18 protein-coding genes are annotated in these 24,344 nt (G+C 65.7%); 7 read left to right on the top strand and 11 right to left on the bottom strand.

Annotated features, from left to right (window positions below):
* Positions 1–2: 2 nt before the first annotated feature.
* The 6 genes from ACDH77_RS11895 to ACDH77_RS11920 all read right to left on the bottom strand — a co-directional run bounded on the left by ACDH77_RS11895 (position 3) and on the right by ACDH77_RS11920 (position 8,102).
* Positions 3–1,589: an MDR family MFS transporter gene (locus ACDH77_RS11895; RefSeq protein WP_011347790.1), complete on the bottom strand. Its 1,587-nt coding sequence runs from the start codon at positions 1,587–1,589 to the stop codon at positions 3–5.
* Positions 1,586–2,788 (bottom strand): HlyD family secretion protein, encoded by a 1,203-nt coding sequence (locus ACDH77_RS11900; RefSeq protein ID WP_008571337.1) that lies wholly within the window; start codon positions 2,786–2,788, stop codon positions 1,586–1,588. Before ACDH77_RS11900 ends, ACDH77_RS11895 begins: the two co-directional genes overlap by 4 nt.
* A 249-nt stretch (positions 2,789–3,037) precedes the next feature.
* Complete coding sequence (locus tag ACDH77_RS11905; protein WP_057681936.1) at positions 3,038–4,153, bottom strand: polyamine ABC transporter substrate-binding protein; 1,116 nt, start codon at positions 4,151–4,153, stop codon at positions 3,038–3,040.
* 219 nt (positions 4,154–4,372) lie between these two features.
* The gene (locus tag ACDH77_RS11910; protein WP_218490436.1) at positions 4,373–5,740 is read right to left on the bottom strand and encodes an aspartate aminotransferase family protein; all 1,368 of its coding nucleotides are present in this window, start codon (positions 5,738–5,740) and stop codon (positions 4,373–4,375) included.
* Positions 5,741–5,954: 214 nt separating this feature from the next.
* Positions 5,955–7,340, bottom strand: coding sequence for a glutamine synthetase family protein (locus tag ACDH77_RS11915; protein WP_008571340.1), 1,386 nt, complete (start codon positions 7,338–7,340; stop codon positions 5,955–5,957).
* A gap of 6 nt (positions 7,341–7,346) precedes the next feature.
* Positions 7,347–8,102: a gamma-glutamyl-gamma-aminobutyrate hydrolase family protein gene (locus tag ACDH77_RS11920; RefSeq protein ID WP_031423098.1), complete on the bottom strand. Its 756-nt coding sequence runs from the start codon at positions 8,100–8,102 to the stop codon at positions 7,347–7,349.
* Between the two features lie 142 nt (positions 8,103–8,244).
* Between ACDH77_RS11920 and ACDH77_RS11925 the strand changes: the two genes are divergently transcribed.
* The 4 genes from ACDH77_RS11925 to ACDH77_RS11940 all read left to right on the top strand — a co-directional run bounded on the left by ACDH77_RS11925 (position 8,245) and on the right by ACDH77_RS11940 (position 12,914).
* On the top strand, positions 8,245–9,624 hold the full coding sequence (locus tag ACDH77_RS11925; RefSeq protein ID WP_209261621.1) for a glutamine synthetase family protein: 1,380 nt from the start codon (positions 8,245–8,247) through the stop codon (positions 9,622–9,624).
* Positions 9,621–10,940, top strand: coding sequence for an FAD-binding oxidoreductase (locus ACDH77_RS11930; protein ID WP_209261622.1), 1,320 nt, complete (start codon positions 9,621–9,623; stop codon positions 10,938–10,940). Before ACDH77_RS11925 ends, ACDH77_RS11930 begins: the two co-directional genes overlap by 4 nt.
* An 84-nt stretch (positions 10,941–11,024) precedes the next feature.
* Positions 11,025–12,323, top strand: coding sequence for a diguanylate cyclase (locus ACDH77_RS11935; protein WP_011347797.1), 1,299 nt, complete (start codon positions 11,025–11,027; stop codon positions 12,321–12,323).
* A gap of 129 nt (positions 12,324–12,452) precedes the next feature.
* Entirely contained in the window at positions 12,453–12,914 is a 462-nt protein-coding gene (locus tag ACDH77_RS11940; protein WP_005915313.1) for a bacteriohemerythrin, read from the top strand.
* Positions 12,915–13,033: 119 nt separating this feature from the next.
* On the opposite strand, the gene ACDH77_RS11945 is transcribed toward ACDH77_RS11940, so the two are convergent.
* From ACDH77_RS11945 to ACDH77_RS11965, 5 genes are all read right to left on the bottom strand, one after another.
* Positions 13,034–14,314 (bottom strand): MFS transporter, encoded by a 1,281-nt coding sequence (locus ACDH77_RS11945; protein ID WP_029819642.1) that lies wholly within the window; start codon positions 14,312–14,314, stop codon positions 13,034–13,036.
* Between the two features lie 387 nt (positions 14,315–14,701).
* Positions 14,702–14,980: a hypothetical protein gene (locus tag ACDH77_RS11950; RefSeq protein ID WP_209261624.1), complete on the bottom strand. Its 279-nt coding sequence runs from the start codon at positions 14,978–14,980 to the stop codon at positions 14,702–14,704.
* A complete protein-coding gene (locus ACDH77_RS11955) occupies positions 14,970–17,318 on the bottom strand; it encodes an FdhF/YdeP family oxidoreductase (RefSeq protein ID WP_372353462.1) in 2,349 nt (782 codons plus the stop codon). The genes ACDH77_RS11950 and ACDH77_RS11955 overlap by 11 nt, the downstream gene beginning before the upstream one ends.
* Entirely contained in the window at positions 17,315–18,160 is an 846-nt protein-coding gene (fdhD, locus tag ACDH77_RS11960) for a formate dehydrogenase accessory sulfurtransferase FdhD (RefSeq protein WP_029819644.1), read from the bottom strand. Before fdhD ends, ACDH77_RS11955 begins: the two co-directional genes overlap by 4 nt.
* A 6-nt stretch (positions 18,161–18,166) precedes the next feature.
* The gene (locus tag ACDH77_RS11965; RefSeq protein ID WP_008571350.1) at positions 18,167–19,846 is read right to left on the bottom strand and encodes an OFA family MFS transporter; all 1,680 of its coding nucleotides are present in this window, start codon (positions 19,844–19,846) and stop codon (positions 18,167–18,169) included.
* Positions 19,847–20,361: 515 nt separating this feature from the next.
* Between ACDH77_RS11965 and ACDH77_RS11970 the strand changes: the two genes are divergently transcribed.
* The 3 genes from ACDH77_RS11970 (at position 20,362) to ACDH77_RS11980 (ending at position 24,250) form a co-directional block, all read left to right on the top strand.
* Positions 20,362–21,726: an aspartate aminotransferase family protein gene (locus ACDH77_RS11970; RefSeq protein WP_372353463.1), complete on the top strand. Its 1,365-nt coding sequence runs from the start codon at positions 20,362–20,364 to the stop codon at positions 21,724–21,726.
* Between the two features lie 133 nt (positions 21,727–21,859).
* Positions 21,860–22,714 carry a hypothetical protein gene (locus ACDH77_RS11975; protein ID WP_057681942.1) on the top strand — a complete coding sequence of 285 codons (855 nt, stop codon included), beginning with the start codon at positions 21,860–21,862 and terminating at the stop codon, positions 22,712–22,714.
* Between the two features lie 231 nt (positions 22,715–22,945).
* Complete coding sequence (locus ACDH77_RS11980; RefSeq protein ID WP_011347805.1) at positions 22,946–24,250, top strand: DUF445 domain-containing protein; 1,305 nt, start codon at positions 22,946–22,948, stop codon at positions 24,248–24,250.
* The last annotated feature ends 94 nt before the right edge of the window (positions 24,251–24,344 follow it).

Below are 24,344 nucleotides of genomic sequence, written 5' to 3' on the forward strand. Positions count from 1 at the left end.
AATCAGTGCATTGCAAGGTGCGCCCCCTTGGGTAACGGCTTGAGCAAAAAGGCCAGCGGAATCGTGCAGACCACGATCACGCCAAAGATCCAGAACAGGTCGCTATAGGTCATCACCAGGGCCTGCTGCTGCACGACGCGGGCGAACTGGGCGATCGAGCGGGCTGCCGCCTCGCCGCCGGCGCTGCCCTGCATCTGTGCGGTCAGGCCGGCCAGCGCCTCCTGTGCACGGCTGGCATTGGCGGTGATCGAGCTGCCGATGGTTTCGGTGTGGAAGGTCATGCGGCGCTCCTGAAAGGTGGAGATCAGCGCCAGCCCGACCGAGCCGCCCAGGTTGCGGCCGGCATTGAACAGGCCCGAGGCATCGCCCGCCAGTTCCGGCGGCACCGAGGAGATCGCCGCCTGGTTGAGCGACATCATCGCCAACGCCAGGCCGCAGCCCTGCAGCAGCTGCCCGGCGACAAAATGGGTGCCCACGGTGTCGGCAGTCAGCGACAGATTGACGAAGCAGGCAGCGGCAAAGCAGATCAGCCCGGCAATGACCAGGATGCGCACATCCACCGTTTCCAGCAGCTTGGGCATCATCGGCATCAGCAGCACGGTCGGCAGGCCGGACAGCAGCAGCACGTACCCGGCCTGCTCGGTGTTGTAGCCGGAGATCACCGCCAGGAACTGCGGAATCATGTACATGACGCCGAACAGGATCATGCCCACCGCCATGACCATGATGAACACCGCGCCGAAGCTGCGCTGCAGCAGCAGCGACAGCCGGATCACCGGAGGGCGCCGCCGGAACTGGCTGATCACCAGGGCGATGAAGCCGCTCAACGCAAGCAGGCTCAGGGTATTGATCTCGCTGGATTCGAACCAGCGCTCGCGCTGGCCTTCTTCCAGCACCACGGTCAGCCCGCCCAGACCCGCGGTCAACCCGTAGATGCCCAGCCAATCGGCGTCGAGCAGGCCTGCCCAGTCGCCCTTTTCGTGCTTGAGGCCGAGCAGCAGCAGCGCAACCAGGCCAACGCAGATCGGCACGTTGATGAAGAACGCGTAGTGCCAGCTGACGTTTTCGGTCAGCCAGCCGCCGAGCAGCGGGCCGATCACCGGGCCCATGATCACGGTCATGCCGAACAAGGCGGTCCCCATGGTCTGCTGGCTGGGCGGCAACCGCGTGGCGACGATGGTCAGCGCGGTCGGAATCAGGGCGCCGCCGGCCAAGCCCTGCCCGACGCGGCCGATGATCATCATCGAAAGCGACGTCGACAGCCCGCACACCACCGAGAACGCGGTGAACATCACCGCGCAGATCAGCAGGAAATTGCGCAGGCCCAGCGTGCGCACGAACCAGCCGGTCAGCGGGATCATGATGATCTCGGCCACCAGGTAGGCGGTGGAAATCCAGGTGCCTTCTGTACCGCTGGCGCCGACCTCGCCCTGGATGGTGGGCAGCGCGGCATTGACGATGGAAATATCCAGCGTCGCCATGAACGAGCCGATGGTGCCGGCCAGCACCGCCAGCCAGGCGCCCGGCTCGGCCTTCTCGCGCTGGGCGCTGCCGCCGGCACGCGGGCCGGTGGCGGCCGCTGCACTCATCGCGCGCGCTCCTGCTCCTGCACGCGGTCGGATTCTTCTTCGGCACGCTGCTTGGCGTCCTTGGCCGAGCGCGTGTCCACGGTGACCTCCACCGACATGCCCGGCACCAGCACCTTGCGCGCCTCTTCACCGGCCAGCACACGGATGCGCACCGGCACACGCTGTACCACCTTGGTGAAATTGCCGGTGGCGTTTTCCGGCGGTAGCAAGGCGAACTGCGAGCCGGTGCCCGGCGACAGGCTCTCGACCTTGCCGTGCAACTTCACTCCGGACAGCGCATCGACCTCGATCTCGGCCGGCTGGCCGGGACGCATCAGGCCGACCTGGGTTTCCTTGAAATTGGCAACCAGATACAGCGATTCCTGCGGCACGATGGTCATGGTGCGGGTGCCGGCTCCGAGGAACTGGCCCACCTGCACGGTTTTGTCGCCAACCCGGCCGTGGATACGGCTGGTGAGACGGGTGTCTTCCACCGCCACCCGCGCCTGGTCGGCATCGGCGGTGGCCTGTTTCACGCCGGCCTGTGCCTGTTCCAGTTGCGCGCGGCTGGCCTGGATCTGGCTCTCGCCGGCCTTGGCCTGCGCCTGCGCGGCATCGTACTGCGCGCGCGCGCGTGCCAGATCGTGCTGCAGGCTTTCCTGATGTTCGTGGGTGTCTGCGCCGGAGGCGGCCAACGGCGCGAAGCGCTTCACTTCGGCCTGGGCGAACTTGAGGCTGGCAGCAGCGGCGGTGACCTGGGTACGCGCCTGCAGCAGCGCCGATTCCTGCGCGGAGACATTGGCGGTGGCGGCGACGATATCGGCCTGGCGTGCGGCAATGGCGGCTTCGGCCTGCTGCAGGGTGGCCTGGTAGGTGCGATCGTCGATCTGCAACAACGGCTGGCCGGCTTCCACGATCTGGTTGTCGCTCACCAGCACCTTGGTCACGTAGCCGCTGACGCGCGGTGCCACCGCCACCGAATCGGCCTGCAGATAGGCGTTGTTGGTGTCCTGCATGTAGCGGCCCTTGATCAGGTAATAGGCCAGCCACACCACGAGCAGGATCAGCACCAGCACCCCGACCAGGATCAGCGTCCACTTCACCTTGGGGTTCTTCAACGGCGAGGGCTTGGGCGCCTGCTGCTCGTCGCGCGCGCCGGCGCCCTGCGCATCCGTGGCCGAGGACTGGCCGTCATTAGACTGATGGTCGTGGTTGCTCAAAAGGATGCGTCCTGTGTGATGGGCGAGGCGCGCCACGCAGCGGCCGTCTCGGCGGCGTCGGCAATGGCGGCGCAACCATACAATTATTTGAACTGCCCGGTACAGATTGCGTGATGACCCGACCGGCCAACAACCGGCCCACCAAGTCGCGATGGTGCCATTCCTACGCAGTGCGCTTGGTCCCTGGGATGTGCCGTCGCACGGGGCCGCACTGCGCTCGGGCGCAGCACCCGCCGCCGACGCAGCCGGTCAATGCCCGGTCTTGATCTCGGTCCACAGCCGCGTGTACAGCCGGTCCACGTCCGGCGGATTGATCGCGTAGGTAAACATCTTGGCCGTCACTTCCGGCGGCGGGTAGATGGTGGGGTCGTTGCGGATCGCCGCATCCACCAACGGCGTGGCCGTGCGCACCGGGTTGGCGTAATGGATGAAGTTGGTGTTGGCCGCGGCCACGTCCGGCTTCAACAGATAATTGATGAAGGCGTAGGCGTTGTCAGGGTGCTTGGCATCCTTGGGAATGGCCAGCATGTCGAACCACTGCGGCGCGCCTTCCTTCGGAATGGCGTAAGCCACCTTGATGTTGTTGCCGGCTTCCACGGCACGGTCGCGCGCCTGGATGATGTCGCCGGACCAGCCCACCGCCAGGCAGGTATTGCCGTTGGCCAGCGAGGTCACGTACTGGCTGGAGTGGAAGTTCTGCACGTACGGGCGAATGGCCTTGATCAGCGCGGCGGCCTTTTCGATCTCGGCCGGCGCCGTGCTGTGCGGATCGAGCCCGAGATAATTGAGCGCGATCGGAATCATGTCCGAAGGCGTGTCCAGGATGGTCACGCCGCAGTCCTTGAGTTTGGACAGATTCTCCGGCTTGAACACCAGATCCCAGCTGTTGGCGACATCGGTGCTGCCGAAGATCGCCTTGAGCTTGTCGACGTTGTAGCCGATGCCGGTGGTGCCGATCATGTAAGGCACGCCATAGGCATTATTCGGGTCCTGCGCGGCGATGCGGCGCATCACGTCCGGATCCAGATTGACCAGATTGGGGATCTTGCTCTTGTCCAGCGGCAGGAAGACGCCGGCCTGGATCTGCCGGCCGAAGAAGTTCAGCGTGGGCACCACCACGTCGTAATCGCTGCCGCCGGCCAGCAACTTGGTTTCCACCATTTCGTCGCTGTCGAAGACGTCGTAGGTGACCTTGATGCCGGTGCTCTTTTCGAACCCGGGAATGGTGTCCTCGGCGATGTAATCGGAATAGTTGTAGACGTTGAGCACCTTGGCCTGCGCGTCGGTCTTGCCGGGCGCGCCAGCGCCGCCACAGCCGGACAACAGGGTGATGGACAGCGTCAGGGCGAGCAGTCGCAGCGTCATGTGGGTCTCCAGGCAGCGCGATGGGGCGGCCGGTATCGAATCCGGTCTCTTCCCAGCCTACTCACCACGCCCGGGTTTGCCCAGCGCAGCGGGACCGGCACGGACCGACCTTGCCGGCTGACCAGCGCGGCAGCCGCCACGAAGGCACCGCTGCGCGCATGCGTGCTCACCGACCTCGTCACTGCCCGCTGCCGTGCGGTGGGACGGCTTGTGCAGGAGCTATCGACCCAAGGCCTGCGCGGTGTCGTCCAGCGCGGCCCAGGCCTTGTCGAACAGTTCGTCGACCTGCTCCCGGGTAATGATCAACGGCGGCGACAGCAGCATGGCATCGTAGGTCGCGCGCAGGATCAGCCCGCGGCGCAGCGCGAAATCGCGGCACATCGCCCCTACCCGCCCGCGCCCGGGGAAATACGCACCACGGCGCTGCTTGTCCGGCACCAGCTCCAGCGCCCCGACCAGCCCGGCGATGCGTGCCTCGCCCACCAGCCGGTGCTCGCCCAGCGCGGCCCAGCGCTGCGCCAGGTACGGCGCAACCTGCGTGCGCGCGGTCTCGACAATGCCCTCGTCCTGCAGCAGGCGCAGGTTTTCCAGCGCCACCGCCGCGCACACCGGATGCCCGGCATAGGTACCACCGTGCGCCAGCTCGCCGCCTTGGGTCTTGAGCACGCCGGCCACGCGGTCGTTGAACATGGCTGCCGCCAGCGGGATGTAGCCGGAGGTGATGCCTTTGGCCAGCGTCATCACGTCAGGCTGGAAGCCGAAGTACTCCGCACCGAACCACTCGCCGGTGCGGCCGAAACCGCAGATCACTTCATCGGCGACCAGCAGGACGTCGTAGCGCCGACAAATCCGCTCGATTTCCGGCCAGTAACTGCGCGGTGGGATATAGACGCCGATCGCGCCCATGATCGGCTCACCGATGAACGCAGCCACATGTTCGGGGCCGAGTTCCAGAATCTTGTCCTCCAGACGACGTGCCGCCAGCAACCCGTAGTCCTCCGGATCCATCTGCCCGCCATCGCCGAAGTGATACGGCGGTGCGATGTGCTGGATATCGGCAATCGGCAACCCGCCCTGCTGGTGCATCCCCTTCATGCCGCCCAGGCTGGCGCCGGCCATGGTGGTGCCGTGATAGCCATCGTGGCGGCCGATGAAGATGCGTTTTTGCGGCTGCCCCTGCACGGCCCAGAAATGCCGCACCAGGCGCAGGATGGTGTCGTTGGCCTCGGACCCGGAGTTGGCGAAGAACGCATGATTCAAATCGCCCGGCGCCAACGCCGCCAGCTTGGCCGCCAGCTGGATGGTGGGTTCGGTGGTGCACTGGAAGAAGCTGTTGTAGTAGGCCAGCTGCTCCATCTGCCGCGCCGCTGCCTGCGCCAGTTCCTTGCGCCCGTAGCCGACATTGACGCACCACAGTCCGCCGAACGCATCCAGCAACTGGTTGCCGTCGGCATCCCACACGTACACGCCCTCACCGCGCGTCAGGATGCGCGTGCCCTTGTGCGCCAATGCCGCGTTGTCGTTGAACGGATGCAGATGATGGGCGGCGTCGAGCCGCTGCAACGCCTTGAGCACCGAAGGATCCACGACCTGCTCCGCGCGTGAGGGGTTACAAGCATACCCAGGCCCTGTTGCCGGACCGTGGACGGTTTTGCAGAACGCCCGGCCAATCGCTTGCACACCCGGCAGGCAGCTTGGCCGCGAGAACTTCCGTTGCCGCCGAGGTTGCCCTCATCCATCCTTCGGGCAGTTTTCCCGGGAGGAGAAGGAACACAGCACGCGCGTGAGATGCAAGAACGCCTCACACATTCAACAACAAGAACTCCCGTTCCCACGAACTGATGACCCGGAAAAACGTCTCGTACTCTTTCCGCTTCACCGAGATGTATGCGCGCACGAACCGCCGCCCCAACATCTCCTGCAACGCCTCGCAGCCTTCCAGCTCATCCAGCGCCTCGCCCAGCGAGCGCGGCAAATCGTAGCCCTGCTCCTTGCCATTGCTGCTGATCGGCGCGGTCGGTTCGAGCTTTTCGCCGATCCCCAATAACCCGCAGGCCAAGGTCGCTGCCATGGCCAGATATGGGTTGGCGTCGGAGCCGGCAAAGCGGCTTTCCACCCGCATGTTCTGCGGTGCATCGATGGGCACGCGCAGCCCGCAGGTGCGGTTGTCGAAGCCCCACAGCACATTGCTCGGCGACACCTCGCCGAACATCAACCGCCGGTATGAATTGACGTTGGGCGCCAGCAGGCCCATCGCCATCGGAATGTATTTCTGCAAGCCGCCCAGATAATGCGCGAAGGTATCGCTGAAACCGCCCTCGCGCTTGCCGCTGAACACGTTCTTGCCGGTGCCGGCATGCAACAGGCTCTGGTGGATATGCATCGCACTGCCTGGCTCGGTTTCCATTGGTTTGGCCAGGAACGTGGCATACACACCGTGCCGCAGCGCGGCTTCGCGCATGGTGCGCTTGAACAGGAACACCTGGTCCGCGCGCGACATCGGGTCGGCATGGGTGAAGTTGACTTCCAACTGCGCGGCGCCGGATTCGTGGATCAACGTGTCCACGTCCAGCTCCATCGCATCGCAGTAGTCGTACATCAGGTCCAGGATGGGGTCGAACTCGTTGACCGCGTCGATCGAGTACGACTGCCGCGCCGTTTCCGGCCGCCCGGAGCGCCCTGCCGGCGGCAGCAACGGGAAGTCGGGGTCGGTATTTTTCTGCACCAGGAAGAACTCCAGCTCCGGTGCCACCACCGGTTGCAGCTTGGCCTGGGCATAGGCGTCCAGCACGCGGCGCAGCACGTTGCGCGGGGCAAGTTCGTGCGGCTGGCCATCCTTGGTATAGCAGTCGTGGATGACCTGCGCGGTGGGGTCGGCCGCCCACGGCACCATGCGCACGGTGCTGGCATCCGGGCGCAGATGCATGTCCGAATCCGACGGTGAGGTGAGCGCGTAATAATCGTCGGGGAAATCGCCGGTCACGGTGGTGGCGAAGATGCCTTCCGGCAGGCGCGTCCCGTAGTCATGCGAGAACTTGTCGGCGGGAATGATCTTGCCGCGCGCGTTGCCGGTAATGTCCGGCACCAGGCATTCCACCTCGGTGATGCTGCGCTCTTTCAGCCAGCGGCGCAGCGCGCTCTCCGGCTGCTTGGACGGGGTCTTGCGCGAACGCGTGCGGATGGACATGCAACCTCACTTGCCGCGTCGCGCGGCGTATTGGCGACAGGCCTCGCCGAAGGCCTGAAAGATGGCACGGTAGAACGGATGCTGTGTGACACGCCATTCCGGATGCCACTGCACTGCCAGCAGAAACCCCGGGCCGGAGCCGCGGAACGCTTCGATCAACCCGTCCGGCGCGGTGGCTTCGATCAGCAACCCCTCAGCCAGCGTGGCAATGCCCTGCCCGTGCAGGGAATTGACCCAGACCTGGGCGCTATCGCTCATGCCCGCCAGCCAGCCGCCGGGATGCAGGTGCACCACATGCGCCGGGCCATATTGCATGTCTGTCGGTGTGCCGCGGTCTTCCCGGTGGTCGGCCAGGCCGGGAACGTCGTGCACGCGCTGATGCAGGCGCCCGCCCAGTGCCACATTGACCTCCTGCAGCCCGCGGCAGATCGCCAGCACCGGCAGGCCACGCGCAAGCGCCTGCGGGATGAGCGCAAGGCTGGTGGCATCGCGCGCCGGGTCGTGCGGGTTGCCTTCCCAGCTGGGCTCGTCGCTGTAGTGATGCGGCTCCACATTGCTGACCGCCCCGGTCAACAACAACCCATCCAGCCGCTCCAGCCACGCGCCTGCATCCAATGCCGGCTGCAGGCTGGGCAACAGCACCGGCATCGCAGCGGCTGCCTCGACCACCGCGCGGATGTACTTCTCGCCGGCAGCCAGAAACGGATGAGGCCCTTGCAGGATGCGATCGGTCGGCAGGCCGACCAGCGGAACGACTGCCATGCGCGAAATCCGATACGTTCGGTGGAACGTCGATACGCTCGAAGTTACCGCGCCATTGCCGGCATTGCCAAGCGTGCCACTGCGCTTGCGATTACTCACGCGCGCTTTGCTACGCTGCGTGGCGACTTCGCAGGTGTTGCCCATGGCTTCCGAAAACTCCATCGCCTCCCTGCCGGCTGCCGATGCCCACACCCTCTCTCGCATCGCCGGGTGCGAGTCTGTCGATCTGTTATTGCCCGACACCAACGGCGTGCTGCGCGGCAAGCGGGTGACCGCCGAGGCCCTGGGCAAGGTGTATCGCGAGGGCGTGTGCCTGCCGATGTCGCTGATCGCCACCGACATTACCGGCAACACGGTGGAAGAAACCGGGCTTGGCTACGCGATCGGCGACGCCGACCGCATCTGCCGGCCGATCGAAGGCTCGCTACGCCCGGTGCCCTGGGCGCCAAGGCCGATGGCGCAACTGCTGCTGGCGATGCATACCCCCGAAGGCGCGCTGTTCGAAGTCGCCCCGCGTGCGGTGTTGCAGCGCGTGTTGCAGGGGTTTGGCGCACTCGGCCTGACCCCGGTCATCGCAGTGGAGCTGGAGTTTTACCTGTTCGACGCCATCGCCGATGCACAGGGGCGCCCGCAGACCCCGCGCGACCCGATCACCGGCGAACGCAGCGACAGCACGCAGGTGTATTCGCTGCAGGATCTGGACGACCAGCGTGGTTTTACCGATGCGGTCACCGCCGCTTGCAGACAGCAAGGCATTCCGGCCGACACCGCCGTGGCCGAGTACGCTCCCGGCCAGTTCGAAATCAATCTGCACCACCGTGCCGATGCGGTGGCCGCCTGCGACGAGGCAATTCTGCTCAAGCGCACCATCAAAGCCATTGCGCAGCAGCAGGGCAAGCTGGCCAGCTTCATGGCCAAGCCTTTCCCCGGCCAGGCCGGCAGCGGCCTGCATCTGCATGTGAGCCTGCTCGATGCCGCCGGGCACAACGTGCTGGCCAGCGCCGCCGACGCGCCTGCGCAGCCGCTACGCCACGCCATCGCCGGGCTGCAGCGGCATGCGGATGCCTCGCTCCTGATGTTCGCCCCGCATGCCAACAGCTATCGCCGCTTCGTCAGCAACGCGTTCGTGCCACTGGATGCAAGCTGGGGTTTCAACAACCGCACCGTGGCGCTGCGCATCCCGCACAGCGATGCGCACAACACCCGCATCGAACACCGCATTGCCGGTGCCGATGCCAACCCGTATCTGGCCGCTGCAGCCGTGCTGGCCGCGATGCTGGACGGCCTGCGGCAGCCGGCCGAACCCACCGCGGCGGTCACCGGCAATGCGTACGCGCAGTCGGTGTCCACCCCGCGCAGCTGGCAAGGCGCGGTGGATGCGTTCCTCGGCAGCGACTTCATCGCCGAGCAGTTCGGCATGCAGTTCCAGCACGTATTCGGCCAGCAGAAGCAACGCGAGCTGCTCGACTACCAGGCGCAGGTCCCCGACCTGGATTACGCGCGGTACCTGCGCACCGTGTGATGGCTTCCCCCCACGCGCCACCGCCGCACAGCGATTCAGCGGGCAACCGGTATCCGGACAGCTGGTATGCACGCAGCACGCCGGCCCTGCCCCAACAACCGCGCCTGCAAGGCGCCGAGCACGCCGACGTCTGCATTCTCGGCGGTGGCTATACCGGCCTCGCCGCCGCGCTGGCGCTGGCCGAGGCCGGTTACGCCGTCATCGTGCTGGAAGCCCGGCGTGTGGGCTGGGGCGCGTCCGGGCGCAATGGCGGCCAAGCCATCGTTGGCTATGGGTGCGAGCAGGAAACGCTGGAAGCGCTGGTCGGCAACGACGATGCTCGCCTGTTGTTCGATTTCTCGCGCGACGGCATGCGCCTGTTGCGGGAGCGCATCGCGCGCCATGCCATCGCCTGCGACTGGCGCGACGGCCACGCGCATGTGCCGCTGAAGCCGCGTCAGGTGCAGGCGCTGCAACACGGCATCGTGCGCATGGCCGAACGCTACGACTACCCGCTGCAATGGTGGGACCGCGCACGCACCCGCCAGGTGCTGGACAGCCCGCTGTACCTGGGCGCCATGTTCGACCCTGCCAGCGGCCATCTGCAGCCGCTGGCCTATGCACTGGGCCTGGCGCGGGCCGCGCTGGCCGCCGGCGTGCGCATCTACGAGGACTCGGCCGTGACCAGGCAGCGGCCCGGCGCGCGCGTGGTGATGCATACCGCCCACGGCAACGTGACTGCCGCGTTCGGTGTGATCGCCGGCAATGCACTGCTGCGCGGCATCGCCCCGACGCTGGAGCAGCGCATCATGCCGGTCGGCACCTATGTCGGCGCCACGCCGCCGCTGGGCCAGGCGCGTGCACGCGCCCTGATCGCCAACGACATGGCGGTGGCCGATACCAACTGGGCACTGGATTACTATCGGCTCAGTGCCGATCACCGCCTGCTGTTCGGCGGGCGCGCCAGTTACTCCTCGCGTCCGCCTGCGGGCTTGCAGCGCCTGATGACCCAGCGCATGCATACGGTATTCCCGCAGCTGCACGACGTACCGCTGGAAACGCTGTGGGGCGGCTACGTGGACATCTCGCGCAACCGTGCGCCGCACTGGGGCCGGCTGGCGCCCAATCTGTACTTCGCACAGGGCTTTTCCGGACATGGCGTGGCGGCCACCGGCCTGGCCGGCCAGGTCATTGCCGAGGCCATCGCCGGCCAGAGCCGGCGTCTGGACGTGTTCGAACGCATTCCGCACCGCCCGTTCCCCGGCGGGCAGCGGCTACGGACCCCGCTGCTGGTGGCGGCGATGAGCTGGTATCGGCTGCGCGATGCGCTGTGGTGAGCGCCACGCTTTGGAACGTGGTGCTCAAGTTTTGGCGAGCAGGGCCGTTAGCTGACCTGACGGTTCGATCCAGACGGCCAGCCGATGTCCCCAGGTACCCTACATCGCAATAGTGAAAGTGCAGTCCTGCCGCAGCGCGTGCTGTTGGTGGAGAACTCGCGCACGTTCACCAGCATGCTGCGCGAAGCCATCGAGCAACGCGTGGAACTCCCGGTCACGGTCGTCTCGACCCTGGCCGAAGCCGCGCGCGTGCTCGACGAAGAGGACGGCTGGTTCCTGGTCCTCACCGGCCTGGTACTGGTGGACGGCGACCGCGACAAGGTCGTGGAATTCTTTCTCTCGCGCAAACTGCCCACCGTGGTGGTCAGCGGCGTGTACGACGAAGACCTGCGCCAGCGCGTGCTGCAGCAGCAGATCATCGATTACGTGCTGAAAAATGCACCGGGCAGCATCGAATACCTGGCATGGCTGGTGCAGCGCCTGGAGCGCAATCGCCGGATCGCCGCCCTGGTGGTGGACGACTCGCTGTCGGCACGCACCTATGCCGGCGCGCTGCTGTCCATGTACGGCTACCGCGTGGTGCTGGCGGCCGACGGCGCTGCCGGACTGGACGCCATCGAACGCGACCCCGGCATCCGCCTGACCATCGTCGACCAGGAAATGCCTGGGATGGATGGCGTGGAATTCACCCGCCGGCTGCGCGCGATCCGCTCGCGCGACAAGGTGGCGGTGATCGGCATTTCCGGCAATAGCGATTCGTCGTTGATTCCGCGTTTCCTGAAGAACGGCGCCAACGACTTCCTGCGCAAACCCTTCTCGCGCGAAGAATTCTTCTGCCGCGTATCGCAAAACGTGGACCAGTTGGAACTGATCGGCACGCTGCAGGATCTGGCCACCCGCGACTTCCTCACCGGCCTGCCCAACCGGCGCTACTTTCTGGAACAGAGCCAGCGCGTCATTCCCAAGCTGCTGTTGCAGGACCAGACGGTGACCGCGGCGATGGTGGATATCGACCATTTCAAGCACATCAACGACACCTGGGGCCACGAAGCCGGCGACCAGGCGTTGCGTGCGGTGGCCGCTTCGGTGTCCGGGCATGCGCGGCCGCAAGACCTGGTCGCACGCTTCGGCGGCGAAGAGTTCTGCCTGCTGGTGCCCGGGCTGGATGCGGCCAATGCCACCAGCTATTTCGAAACCCTGCGCGAACGCATCAGCGCCTTGCGCGTGCGCGTGGGAGACGAGACGTTGAGCATGACGGTGAGCATCGGCGTATGCATCGCCAGCGAAAGCGACCAATCGCTGCATTACCTGCTGAACGAAGCGGACAAGCACCTGTATCTGGCCAAGGCCGGCGGCCGTAACCAGGTGCGTCTGGCAAGCTGATCCAGCGTCGCCTGCAGGCCCAAGCGACGCGTGCGGATGACGCGCCTGCCGACATGCCTTGATCCAGATCAACGCACTGCCGGCGCGCGCGGCTTACCGTATGCCCATCGCATTGGGCAAGGTACTTCGATGGCACTGCTGGTCTGGCAGGACGACCTCAACACCGGGATCGAGGTCATCGATCATCAACACCGGCGCATTGTGGACATGATCAATCAGCTGCATGTTGCGCAGACCAGTCTGCAGCAACTGGCAGTGGCGGAGGTGATCGACGAACTGATCGATTACACGCTCTCGCACTTCGCCTTCGAAGAAGAACTGATGCAGGAAGCCGGCTATCCCTTCAGCCAGGCGCACCAGCGCGTGCATGCGGTGTTCGGCAAGCGTGTCGGCGAATACCGCCTGCGCTTCCAGGCCGGCGAAGACGTCAGCGACGAACTGCGCAACATGCTCTCACGCTGGCTGTTCAACCATATTCGCGGTGACGATCAGGCCTACGCACCACAGGTGATCGCACACCTGGACCGGTTTTCGCGCACACATCAGCATGGTGGCTGGCTGGGCCGCACGCTCAAGCGGATCTTCGGCTAGCAGCCAGATCAACGCCTCGGCTCTGCAGCAGCGCACCGAAGCGCGCACGCCATCGCGTCATCGTGGGCCGCCGCGTTGCTGCACGATCGCAGACTCCATCAACCGTTGCGATCTGCCGCTCAGCGACGCCAGCGCCGCGCCACGACCAGCGCCATCAGGCTCAGCACGGCCGCCCCGCCCAGGTAATACCCTACCGATTGCACGCCGTAACTGGCCGCCAGTTGCGTGGCCACGTAGGGCGCCGGCGCCGCGCCCAGGATGCTGGCCAGATTGAACGACAGCGATGCGCCGGTGTAGCGCACCTCGGTGGGATACAGCTCGGCCAGCAACGTGCCGCAGGGACCATAGGTCAGGCCCATGAAGAAAAATCCCAGCGACAGGAACGCCAGCACCTGCAACGGGTGACTGGCCTGAAACAGCGGCGCAAACGCCAGGCCGAATGCCACGATGGCGATGCTGGCCAGCATCATCGCCAGCGGCGCGCCGTGCCGGTCGCCAAACTTGGCCGACAGCGGAATGCCGAGCGCAAAAAATACGATGCCGGCCATCTGCAACAACAGGAATTGTTCCTTGTCGTAGCCCAGCGTCTTGGTGCCATAGCCGAGCGCGAACACCGTCATCAGATAAAACAGCACGAAGGTGGCGAACGCGCCCAGCGTGCCGACAATCAGCGCCGGCCAATGCTGCGCGACCACGGTGCCCAGCGGCAGCCGGACACGCGTCTTGCGGTCCAGCGTCTTCTGGAAATCGGGCGTCTCGGTGATGCTCAGGCGCACCCACAGCCCCGTCAGGACCAGCAATGCACTGGCCAGAAACGGCACGCGCCATCCCCACTGCATGAACTGCGCATCGTCCAGCACTGCGCCCATGCCCAGAAAGGTGCCGGTGGACAACAAGAACCCCAGCGGCGCGCCCAGTTGCGGAAACATGCCGTACCACACCCGCTTGCCCGGCGGCGCGTTCTCGGTGGCCAGCAGCACCGCCCCGCCCCACTCGCCGCCCAGGCCCAACCCCTGGCCGAAGCGGCATAACGCCAGCAACGCAGGCGCAAACACGCCGATCTGCGCGTAACTGGGCAGCAGGCCGATGGCCACGGTGGACAAACCCATCGTCAGCAGCGCTGCCACCAGCGTGGCCTTGCGCCCTACCCGGTCGCCGAAGTGACCGAACACCGCCGAGCCCACCGGCCGCGCAACAAACGCGACCGCAAAGGTCGCCAACGACTGCAGCATCGCCGCACTGCCATCGCCGGCGGGAAAGAACAGCGTGGGAAACACCAGCACTGCGGCGGTGGCGTAGATATAGAAATCGAAGAACTCGATGGTGGTGCCGATCAGGCTGGCGAACAGCACGCGCGCAGGTGAATTGGTGGGTGCGGCAAGCGGCGCAGCGGCAGTCATGGTTGATCGGCATCCGGGAAGCAAGACGGCCGATTCTGGCAGATCGCGGCACTGCTTTGCGCAGGCCAGGCGGGAGCAAAAAGTTGCAGGCGTGACCGATGGTGCTGTGGATCGCGCCCGACTCGTCTTGGAGCAGACGCGTTCGCAGAGGAGAGGTGTCCGGCAACGCGTAGCCGGAGATCGTCAACTGCTCAGCCTGCAAGGTGCGAGGTCTTCGCGTTTGCTGCAGGCCCTTGCGCGCCCACCATCGCAGGACACGCCGCAGGTACGCACTTGTAGGCTCCGTGGCGGGCACCCATGCCGCCAAGGGTCCCGCGACGATGGGCCGGCAAGGACCAGTTGAATTGGTCGGTCTGCAGAGCTTCAATCAAGCAGCGGGAAGCTCGCTCAACCGCCCTGCAACGTTTGCGCAGCTGATCGCTGCGCATGCTCGGCCAAACCAACCGGCGTCAGTACTGCAAACTGCCGCTCGCCGCGATCTTCCACGCGCACCCAATCCGGACCCGGCTGGCCGTCCAGGTTCGCCGTCCCCAACCAGGCGAGCGTGCGCAGCAGCACGCTCATGCGCACGCCCAGGTGCTTGCATAGCCGGGCCAGCGACACGCCATCGGGCGCGTCGGCAAGCGCATGCAACAGCTGTGAGGTGAGCTGTGGATCAGCGGACAAGCACTGCTCCGATATCGCGCGGCGCCGCATCGGCGGTTTCGGCGCGGTGCGGCAGCACGATGACCGGAATCGACTTGGAGGTCGGCGTACGCGCCTCGTCGGCGAAACTGGACAACGGCACCAGCGCATTGGTTTCCGGGTAGTACGCGGCCAGGCAGCCACGCGGGATGTTGTAGTCCACCAACAGGAAACGCCGCGCCTCGCGGCGCACGCCGTCCTCGCACAGGCTTTCCAGGTCCACCCAATCGCCCGCCTTCATGTTCAACGCCGCGATATCCGCCCCATTGATGAACAGCACGCGGCGCTCGCCGAACACACCGCGATAGCGGTCGTCCAACCCATAGATGGTGGTGTTGTACTGATCGTGCGAACGCGTGGTGGCCAGCGTAAACACCATCTGCTCGGCGTGGCTGCGGCGCGCGCGGTGGATGGGATTGTCGGTGGGCACCGCATGCGACTTGAACACGGCACGTTGTTCCGGCGTCACCCATTGGCGATCGCGGGCGGTGTTGGACAAACGGAACCCACCCGGCGTACGCACGCGTTCGTTGAACCCGGCAAAGTCCGGAAACACCTGCGCGATGAGATCGCGCACGCGGTCGTAATCGCTCACCAGCCAGCGCCAGCGGATCGCGCTGCGTGCGCCCAGCGTGGCTTCGGCCATGCGCGCCACGATCGCCGGTTCCGACAGCAGGTCCGGCGAGGCCGGCGGATTGATGCCGGCCGACAGGTGCACCATGCTCATCGAATCTTCCACCGTCACGCCTTGTGCGCCGGCATCCTGGATGTCGATCTCGGTGCGCCCAAGACACGGCAGGATCAACGCATCGCGCCCATGCACCAGGTGGCTGCGATTGAGCTTGGTGGTGACATGCACGGTCAATTCGCAGTTGCGCAACGCGCGGTGCGTGGCATCGGTATCCGGCGTGGCGGCAGCAAAATTGCCGCCCATCGCGAAGAACACCTTGCCCCGCCCATCCAGCATCGCCTCGATCGCACCCACGGTATCGAACCCGTCTGCGCGCGGGGGCGCGAAACCGAACACCGATTGCAGCTTGTCCAGGAACGCGGCCGGCGGCTTTTCATAGATCATCATCGTGCGGTCGCCCTGCACGTTGCTGTGCCCGCGCACCGGGCAGACGCCCGCGCCGGGCCGGCCCAGGTTGCCGCGCAGCAGCAGCAGGTTGGTGATCATGTGGATGGTCGCCACCGAATGCTTGTGCTGGGTGATGCCCATGCCCCAGCAGGCAATCACGCGCTCGGCATTGAGATAGATCTCGCCGGCCTTGCGCAGCGCGGTTTCGTCCAGCCCGGATTCTTCGACGATGGTGTCCCAGCGCTCCGCGTGCACGTCGGCAGCAAACGCCTCGAAATTGGCGGTGTGCGCCTGGATGAACTCCAGGTCCAGCAAGCGCGGCGTGCCATCGCGCTGCGCCTGCGCATCGCGCTCCAGCACGTGCTTGATGATGCCCTTCACCGCAGCCAGGTCGCCGCCGATCTTGAGCTGGAAATAATCCGAAGCGATGCGCGTGGAGCCGTTGTGCAACATCTCCAGCTTGTCCTGCGGGTCGGCGAACTTTTCCAGCCCGCGCTCGCGCAGCGGGTTGAACGCCGCAATCGCCGCACCGCGCTTGGAGGCCTGACGCAACTCGCCCAGCATGCGCGGATGATTGGTGCCCGGGTTCTGCCCGAAGATGAAGATGGCGTCGGCCAGCTCGAAATCGTGCAGCGACACCGTGCCCTTGCCCACGCCGATCTGCGACCGCAGCGCGGTGCCGGAGGGCTCATGGCACATGTTGGAGCAATCGGGGAAATTGTTGGTGCCGAACTCGCGCACGAACAACTGATACAGGAACGCTGCCTCGTTGCTGGTGCGCCCGGAGGTGTAGAAGATCGCCTCATCCGGCGTTGCCAGGCCATTGAGATGCCGCGCGATCTGCGCAAAGGCATCGTCCCAGCTCACCGGCACGTAGTGGTCGGTCGCAGCGTCGTAGCGCATCGGGTGGGTCAGGCGACCCTGCCCTTCCAACCAGTAATCGCTGTATTGCGACAGCAGGCTGACGGTGTGCGAAGCGAACAGCTCCGGCCCGGCGCGACGTGCGGTGGACTCGGCCGCCACGGCCTTGGCGCCGTTTTCGCAGAATTCGAACGTGGACGTGTGGTCGCGATCCGGCCAGGCACAACCGGGGCAGTCGAAACCGTCCGGCTGGTTGGCGTGCAGCAGCGTCTTGGCGCCCTGCACGGCGATGTCCTGTTCCATCAGGTGCTTGGCCACCGAGCGCAATGCGCCCCAGCCGCCCGCGGGATTGTCGTATTGCTTGATGGTTTTCTTGCTCATGCGGGCTCTCCCACCGCAACGCCCAGATCCAGGCGCTGCGGATGGCTGTAAACGACACAATCGTGATCGCGGGCAAACCCGATCAGGGTCAGTCCCGCACTCTCGGCCAGGCTGATCGCCAGCGCAGTTGGCGCCGAAATCGCTGCGAGCAGCGGAATTCGGGCCTGCGCGGCTTTCATGGCCATTTCGTAACTGGCGCGGCTGGTGACCACCGCGAACCCGTGCGATGCATCGATGCGCGCGCGCGCCAATGCACCGATCAATTTATCCAACGCGTTATGCCGGCCCACGTCTTCGCGGACCAGCTGCACATTGCCCTGCGCATCGGCCCAAGCAGCCGCGTGCACGGCGCCGGTCTGCGCGGCGATGGGCTGCCGTGCATGCAGCGCATCCAGCGCATGCGCCAAGGCATCCACGTCGATCTGCAGCGACGAGTGCAGCACCGGCGGCACACGCAGCACCGCTTCGATGGACTCGTTGCCGCACACCCCGCACCCGCTGCGCCCGTCCAGATTGCGGCGCCGTTGGTCCAACGCGGCTGCGCGCTCGGGCGGGATTTCTATTTGCAGCGAAGCGCCTTCCAAAAACGTCTCCACCGCGATCACGCGCAAGTCCTGCGCGTGATCGACGATGCCTTCGCTCAACGAGAACCCAAGTGCGAAATCCTCCAGGTCCTCCGGCGTGGCCATCATCACCGCGAACGGCACGCCGTTGTAGATGAAGGCGACCGGCATTTCGGCCGCCACCATGTCCTGCACCGTGGCGCTGCGGCCGCCGCGATGGCGACGGACCGTGCGTACCACACTGCCCGGACGCACGGCGCGGGAAGACGGACTGGTCATCTCACCTCAATGGAACAGCACGAAGGCTTTTTGCAGCGTGACCCAGATACCGAACAGCATCGGGATACCCACCGCCAGCCAGGCAAACGCGACCAGCGCGGGGTTGCCGCCATGACCGATGCGCGCCATTTGTTCCGGTGGAATCGTGCCGTGCCCGGTGCGGTCGACCTTTTCGTGCGCCAGCTGCTTTTCGCGTGCCAGTTCGTCGGGCGTCATGAAGTGACGTGCGGCCACCGGGCGCACCAACAGATTGCAGATCAGGCCGAGCACGAGCATGCCGGCAAGGATGTACATGGTGGTGTTGTAGACCTGTGACGGCGGGCTGCCGTGCGCCAGCTGGTACTCGCGCATGTAACCCACCACCACCGGACCCAGGATGCCGGCGGTTGCCCAGGCAGTCAGCAGCCGGCCGTGGATGGCGCCGACCATCTGGGTACCGAACAGGTCGGCCAGATACGCCGGAATGGTGGCGAAACCGCCGCCGTACATCGACAGGATGATGCAGAAGATGCCCGCAAACAGCGCGATGCCGCCAATACCGCCAGCCGACGGCGCCGCCGCATACAGGCAGATGCCCAGCACGAAGAACAGCGTGTAGGTGTTCTTGCGGCCGAGCTTGTCGGACATGCTGGCCCAGAAGAACCGGCCGCCGATGTTGAACAGGCTGAGCAGACCGGTGAAGCCGGCCGCGATGGCCGCGATGCTGGCCAGCTGGGTGGGATCCAGGCTGGCGAAGCCCACATCCACGCCGATCAGACGGCCGCCGAACACTTCCTGCAACATCGGCGAGGACATGCCGATCACGCCGATGCCGGCCGAGACGTTCAGGCACAGCACGCCCCACAGCAACCAGAACTGCGGGATGCCCCAGACCTTTTTCACGTGCACGTGGTTGGCGGTGATCATGGCGTTGCTGCTGGCCACCGGCGCGGTCCAGCCGGCCGGGGTCCAGCCGCTCGGCGGCACGCGGTAACCGAACGCGCCGGCCATCATGAAGACGAAGTACAGCGCCGCCATCACCAGGAAGGTTTCCATTACGCCCACCGAGGTGGGGGTCGCGAAATGGCGCATCAGCGCATCGGCCAAGGGGCTGCCGATCATCGCGCCGCCGCCAAAGCCCATGATCGCCATGCCCGTCGCCATACCGCGTCGGTCCGGGAACCACTTGATCAGCGTCGACACCGGCGAGATGTAGCCCAACCCCAGGCCGATGCCGCCGATCACGCCCGAGCCCAGCCACAGCATCCAGATCTGATGGAAGTGGATGCCGACTGCCGAGATCACCAGCCCGCCGCACCAGCACAGCGCCGAGACCACGCCGGCCTTGCGCGGGCCGGCCCGTTCCAGCCAGCCGCCCCAGATCGCTGCCGAGCACCCCAGCAGCACGAAGAACAGCGTGTACATCCACTGCAGCTCGCTGATCTTCCAGTCGCAGGTGGTGGCCACCATGCGTGCGAACAGGCCCATATCGGCCGGGCATGCGATCGACTCGGTGATGCCCAGCGCCTTGGACAACGGCAGCCAGAACACGCTGAAGCCGTAGGCCATGCCGATGCACAGGTGGATCGCCAGTGCTGCCGGCGGTACCAACCAACGATTGAACCCCGGCCGCGCAATGATGCGCTCCTTGGACAGTAAACCGGCGTCTGCGCCGCTGGCTGTCGCCACGGTGGACCCTTGCGTCATTCTCATTTCCCCCAAAAAACCAACGATGAACTGCGAAAACACGGCTGACAGGACTACCACCAACGCCTGGCGGGCGATGGCGACGTCCTGTCGGCCGTTCCGAATACGATTGATAGCTGCAATCAAATAACGCGTTGCGATATGGGCAGCGACACCGACCAGGCCCAACTGGCGGTCGTCTGGCGCATCATCGGCGATCCCTGCCTGTTTGCAATGCTTGCCAGCGCCCTGCAGTGTTGCAAAGCGCCGCCCATACCCATGTCACGTAAGCGTGCCTTGGTGTTAGCGGCCGCAGCTGCGACTAATTGACTAGTCTGTCTGCACTTCGCCAACCGCGTCGCGAAACCCGTCCCCGCGCCGGCTGCACGCGCAGCGCTGTGGCGGGTGCCGGCATCATCCGGTCCTGGTGTCGCTCGACCGGAATACGCACGATGCGCCTGCTACTCCTGTGCGCCTGCCGGCCTGTCAGGTGACGGCCGAGGCGCCAGCTGCGTACAGTCGGGCGATCCTGCACGATGGAGCCTGCCATGCCCCTCCACCTTCCCAGCGATGCCGCCGATGCGCTGCAGGCACCGACGCAGCTGGATGCCTTCTGGATGCCGTTCACCGCCAATCGCCAGTTCAAGTCACGGCCTCGCCTGCTGGCCTCGGCGCAGGGCATGCATTACCGCGATGTCCACGGCCGCCAGATTCTGGACGGCACGGCAGGCCTGTGGTGCTGCAATGCAGGACATGGCCGCGAGCGCATCGTGGCCGCCATTCGCGAACAGGCCGGCACGCTGGATTTCGCGCCGACCTTCCAGATGGGCTCTCCGCTGCCCTTCGTACTGGCGCAGCGGCTGGCCGCAATCGCCCCGCCCGGCTTGGGCCATGTGTTCTTCACCAACTCCGGCTCGGAGGCGGTGGATAGCGCGATGAAGATCGTGCTGGCCTACCACCGGCTGCGCGGCGAAGGCCAGCGCACCCGTTTTATCGGCCGCGAAAAGGCTTACCACGGGGTCGGCTTCGGCGGCATGTCGATCGGCGGGCTGCCCAACAACCGCAAGTGGTTCGGTCCGCTGCTGGCCGGTACCGATCATCTGCGGCACACGCTGGATCTGCAGCGCAACGCCTATGCGCGTGGATTGCCCGCACACGGCGCGGAGCTGGCCGACGATCTGGAACGGCTGATCACCTTGCACGATGCATCCACCATCGCCGCAGTGTTCGTCGAACCGGTGTCCTGTTCGGCCGGCGTGATCCTGCCGCCGGAAGGTTACCTGCAGCGGTTGCGCGCCATTTGCGACCGCCACGGCATCGTGCTGGTGTTCGACGAGGTGATCACCGGTTTCGGCCGCGTGGGCGACGCATTCGCCGCGCAGCGCTTCGGCGTCACCCCGGACATCATCACCGCCGCCAAGGGCCTGACCAGCGGCACCGTGCCGATGGGCGCGGTGCTGGTGGCCGATGCGATCTTTGATGCCTTCATGCACGGGCCGCAAAACGCGATCGAGCTCTTTCACGGCTATACCTATTCCGGCCACCCGCTGGCCTGTGCAGCGGCGATTGCCACGCTGGACACCTATGCCGAGGAAGAGCTGTTCACCCGCGCGATCACGCTTGGCCTGCAGTGGGAAGACGCACTGCACGGCCTGCGCGGCTCGCCGCATGTGATCGACATCCGCAACATCGGCCTGATCGGCGCGATCGAGTTGGCACCACGCGACGGCGCCCCGGGCGCGCGCGGTTACGAGGTCTTCGAGCGCTGTTTCCACGAGGGCGGCCTGCTGGTGCGCGTCACCGGCGATGTCATCGCACTGTCACCGCCGCTGATCGTCACCCCGGAGCAGATCGGGCAGATGGTGGAGACGCTGGGCAAGATGCTGCGCCAGGTGGACTAGGCTCGGCTGGCCATAGGCAACGACCGCAACGCCGGCGACGGGCCCCGCGTGTCACGCATGCAGGCAGCCGTCAAGCGCGCAAAGCCGGGGCCGGCTCACTACAATGCCCGCCCCGCATCCCAGCAGTTGCCGTATGAACATCGTTGTCAAAGAAGAACTCAAGGCCTATATCGACCCGCTGACGCCCGACGAGCACGAGGCGCTGGAACGCAGCCTGCTGGCCGAAGGCTGCCGCGATGCCTTGGTGCTGTGGGGCGATGTGCTGGTGGATGGCCACAACCGCTACGGTATCTGCCAGAAACACGGGCTGCCGTTCCAGACGGTGCAGAACCCGCGCTTCCAGTCCATGCAGGACGTGCACCTGTGGATGATCGAACAGCACCTGGGCCGGCGCAGCGTGTCCGACTTCCAGCGTGGCGTACTGGCGTTGCGCAAGCGCGAGATCCTGGCCGCACGCCAACGCAGCCAGCGCGACGCCGACGCCGCTGCCGAAGGGCCGGCGGTGGCCGGCGACCAGCCGGACACTAGTCTGGAGCAGAGCGGCACGCACACCGCCGACGACACCGACAGCCCGCCGTGGGACGAAACCTCTACCCCGGTCAGCCGTGCCGAGCTGGCCCGCGAAGCGCGCCTGAGCAGCAACCAGGTGGTGATGATCGAACGCATCCACAAGCAGGCCGCGCCGGAAGTGGTGCAGGCGGTCAAGGCGGGCGAGATTTCGATCAGCGCCGCCGCTGCGGTGGCCACGCTGTCGGAGGACGAACAACGCGCCGCCGCGCAGGCCGGCAAGGCCGAACTCAAACAGGCCGCCAAGCGTGTACGCGATGCCAAGCGCAAACCCAAGGCCGACGAGGCCGAAGGTGGCGAAGCCGAACGCCGCGACATCAAGGCCCTGCAGCGCCGCGTCACCGAGCTGGAAAACGAGAATGCCGCGCTGCAATCGAAGGTGACCGCACTGCAGGCGCAGCTGGAACGCCTGCGCGGCTGAGTGCACCCGACAGTCGACAGCAGCACGTAGGAGCGCACCTGTGCGCGACAGGCATTCCCGATAAAGCCCGTCGCGCCCAGGTGCGCTCCCGCGACAGCAACAGCCGCTGGGTCGCCCCAACCCAGGCGCAGCTGGAGCACAAGGCACGCAAGACGCGGCCACAACCTGCACACGCGATGGCGCCACCTGCCGTGGACATGCCCTGGTCAAACGACTGGGTACACTTCACCGATGGAACCCAGTCTCAGCACTCCCCGTCCGATCGATCCTCGTCGTGCCCAGTTGCAGCGCATGAAGCTGCTGGCGGTGGCCTTGTTGCTGGCAATGTTCGCCGGCTTCGTCATCAGCCACCTGATGGGCGAACACGGCATCTGGGCCTGGGTGTCGGCCTTCTGCGAAGCGGCCACGGTGGGCGCATTGGCCGACTGGTTCGCGGTGGTGGCGCTGTTCCGCCACCCGATGGGCCTGCCGATCCCGCACACCGCCATCCTGCCGCGCGGCAAGGAACGGCTGGCCGACGGGTTGGCAGTGTTCGTGCGCGACCAGTTCCTCGCCCCGGATGCGTTGATGGAAAAGCTGCGGGTATTCGATCCCGCCAGCCGGCTGGGCGATTGGCTGGCCAAACCAGAGCAGGCACGCATGCTGGCGCAGATGACGCGCGGCTGGATGCTGCAGGCGCTGGAACTGCTCGACGAGGCAGCCGTCCGCCGCGCGATTCAAGGCTTCGTGGTCGACCGCCTGCGCAAATGGAACGCCGCCGCCACCATCGGCGATGTGATGGCCCTGCTCACCACCGACGGCCGCCACCAGAAGCTGCTGGATGAAGTGCTGCTGCGGCTGGGCGAATGGCTGGACCAGGAGCAGGTCAAGACGCGCGCGTCTGCATTGATCGTGCGTTACGCGCGCCGCGAATGGCCCAAGCTGGTCGGCACCGTGAATTGGGTCAAGCCGATCGAAGAGATCGGCGACAGCCTGGCCGACCGCATGGCGCGTGCGGCGATCGAAGAACTGCAGGACATCCTCAAAACGCCCGAGCATCCAATCAGGCTCGACTACGAAGCGTGGCTGCAGGGCTACATCACGCGCTTGCGCGACGAGCCGGAGATGGCCGTGCGCGTGGAAGAACTCAAGCAACGCGCCATCGAACACCCGGCACTGCAGGACTACGTGCAAGGGTTATGGGGAGAAATTCGCGACGCACTGCGCAATGACCTGGCGCGCGAACAATCGTCGATGGCCGCGCATGTGGAGCGTTCCATGCAATCGCTCGGCCGGGCCTTGTCGCAGGATCCCTCGCTGCGTGAAGCGCTCAATCAACATATGTTGCAGGCCGCCGACAAACTCACCGCGCGCTTGCGCACATCGGTCACCGACCATATTGCGTCGACGATGAAAAGTTGGGACGAACGTCACCTCGTCGAACAATTGGAATTGGGGGTGGGACGCGATCTGCAATACATTCGGTTCAATGGAACGTTGGTCGGTGGACTGATCGGACTGATTCTTCACGCGTTGTCGATCTGGCTGTCGTTTTGATGCGGGAACGTCGATCGCCCATCCGAAAATGACGTGCAGGCTTGGGGGACTGCACACAGCCGCCGGATATCGGGCGGCACCACGAGGTCGACGC

This window comes from Xanthomonas axonopodis pv. maculifoliigardeniae, from assembly GCF_041519315.1.
Lineage (GTDB): Bacteria > Pseudomonadota > Gammaproteobacteria > Xanthomonadales > Xanthomonadaceae > Xanthomonas > Xanthomonas euvesicatoria.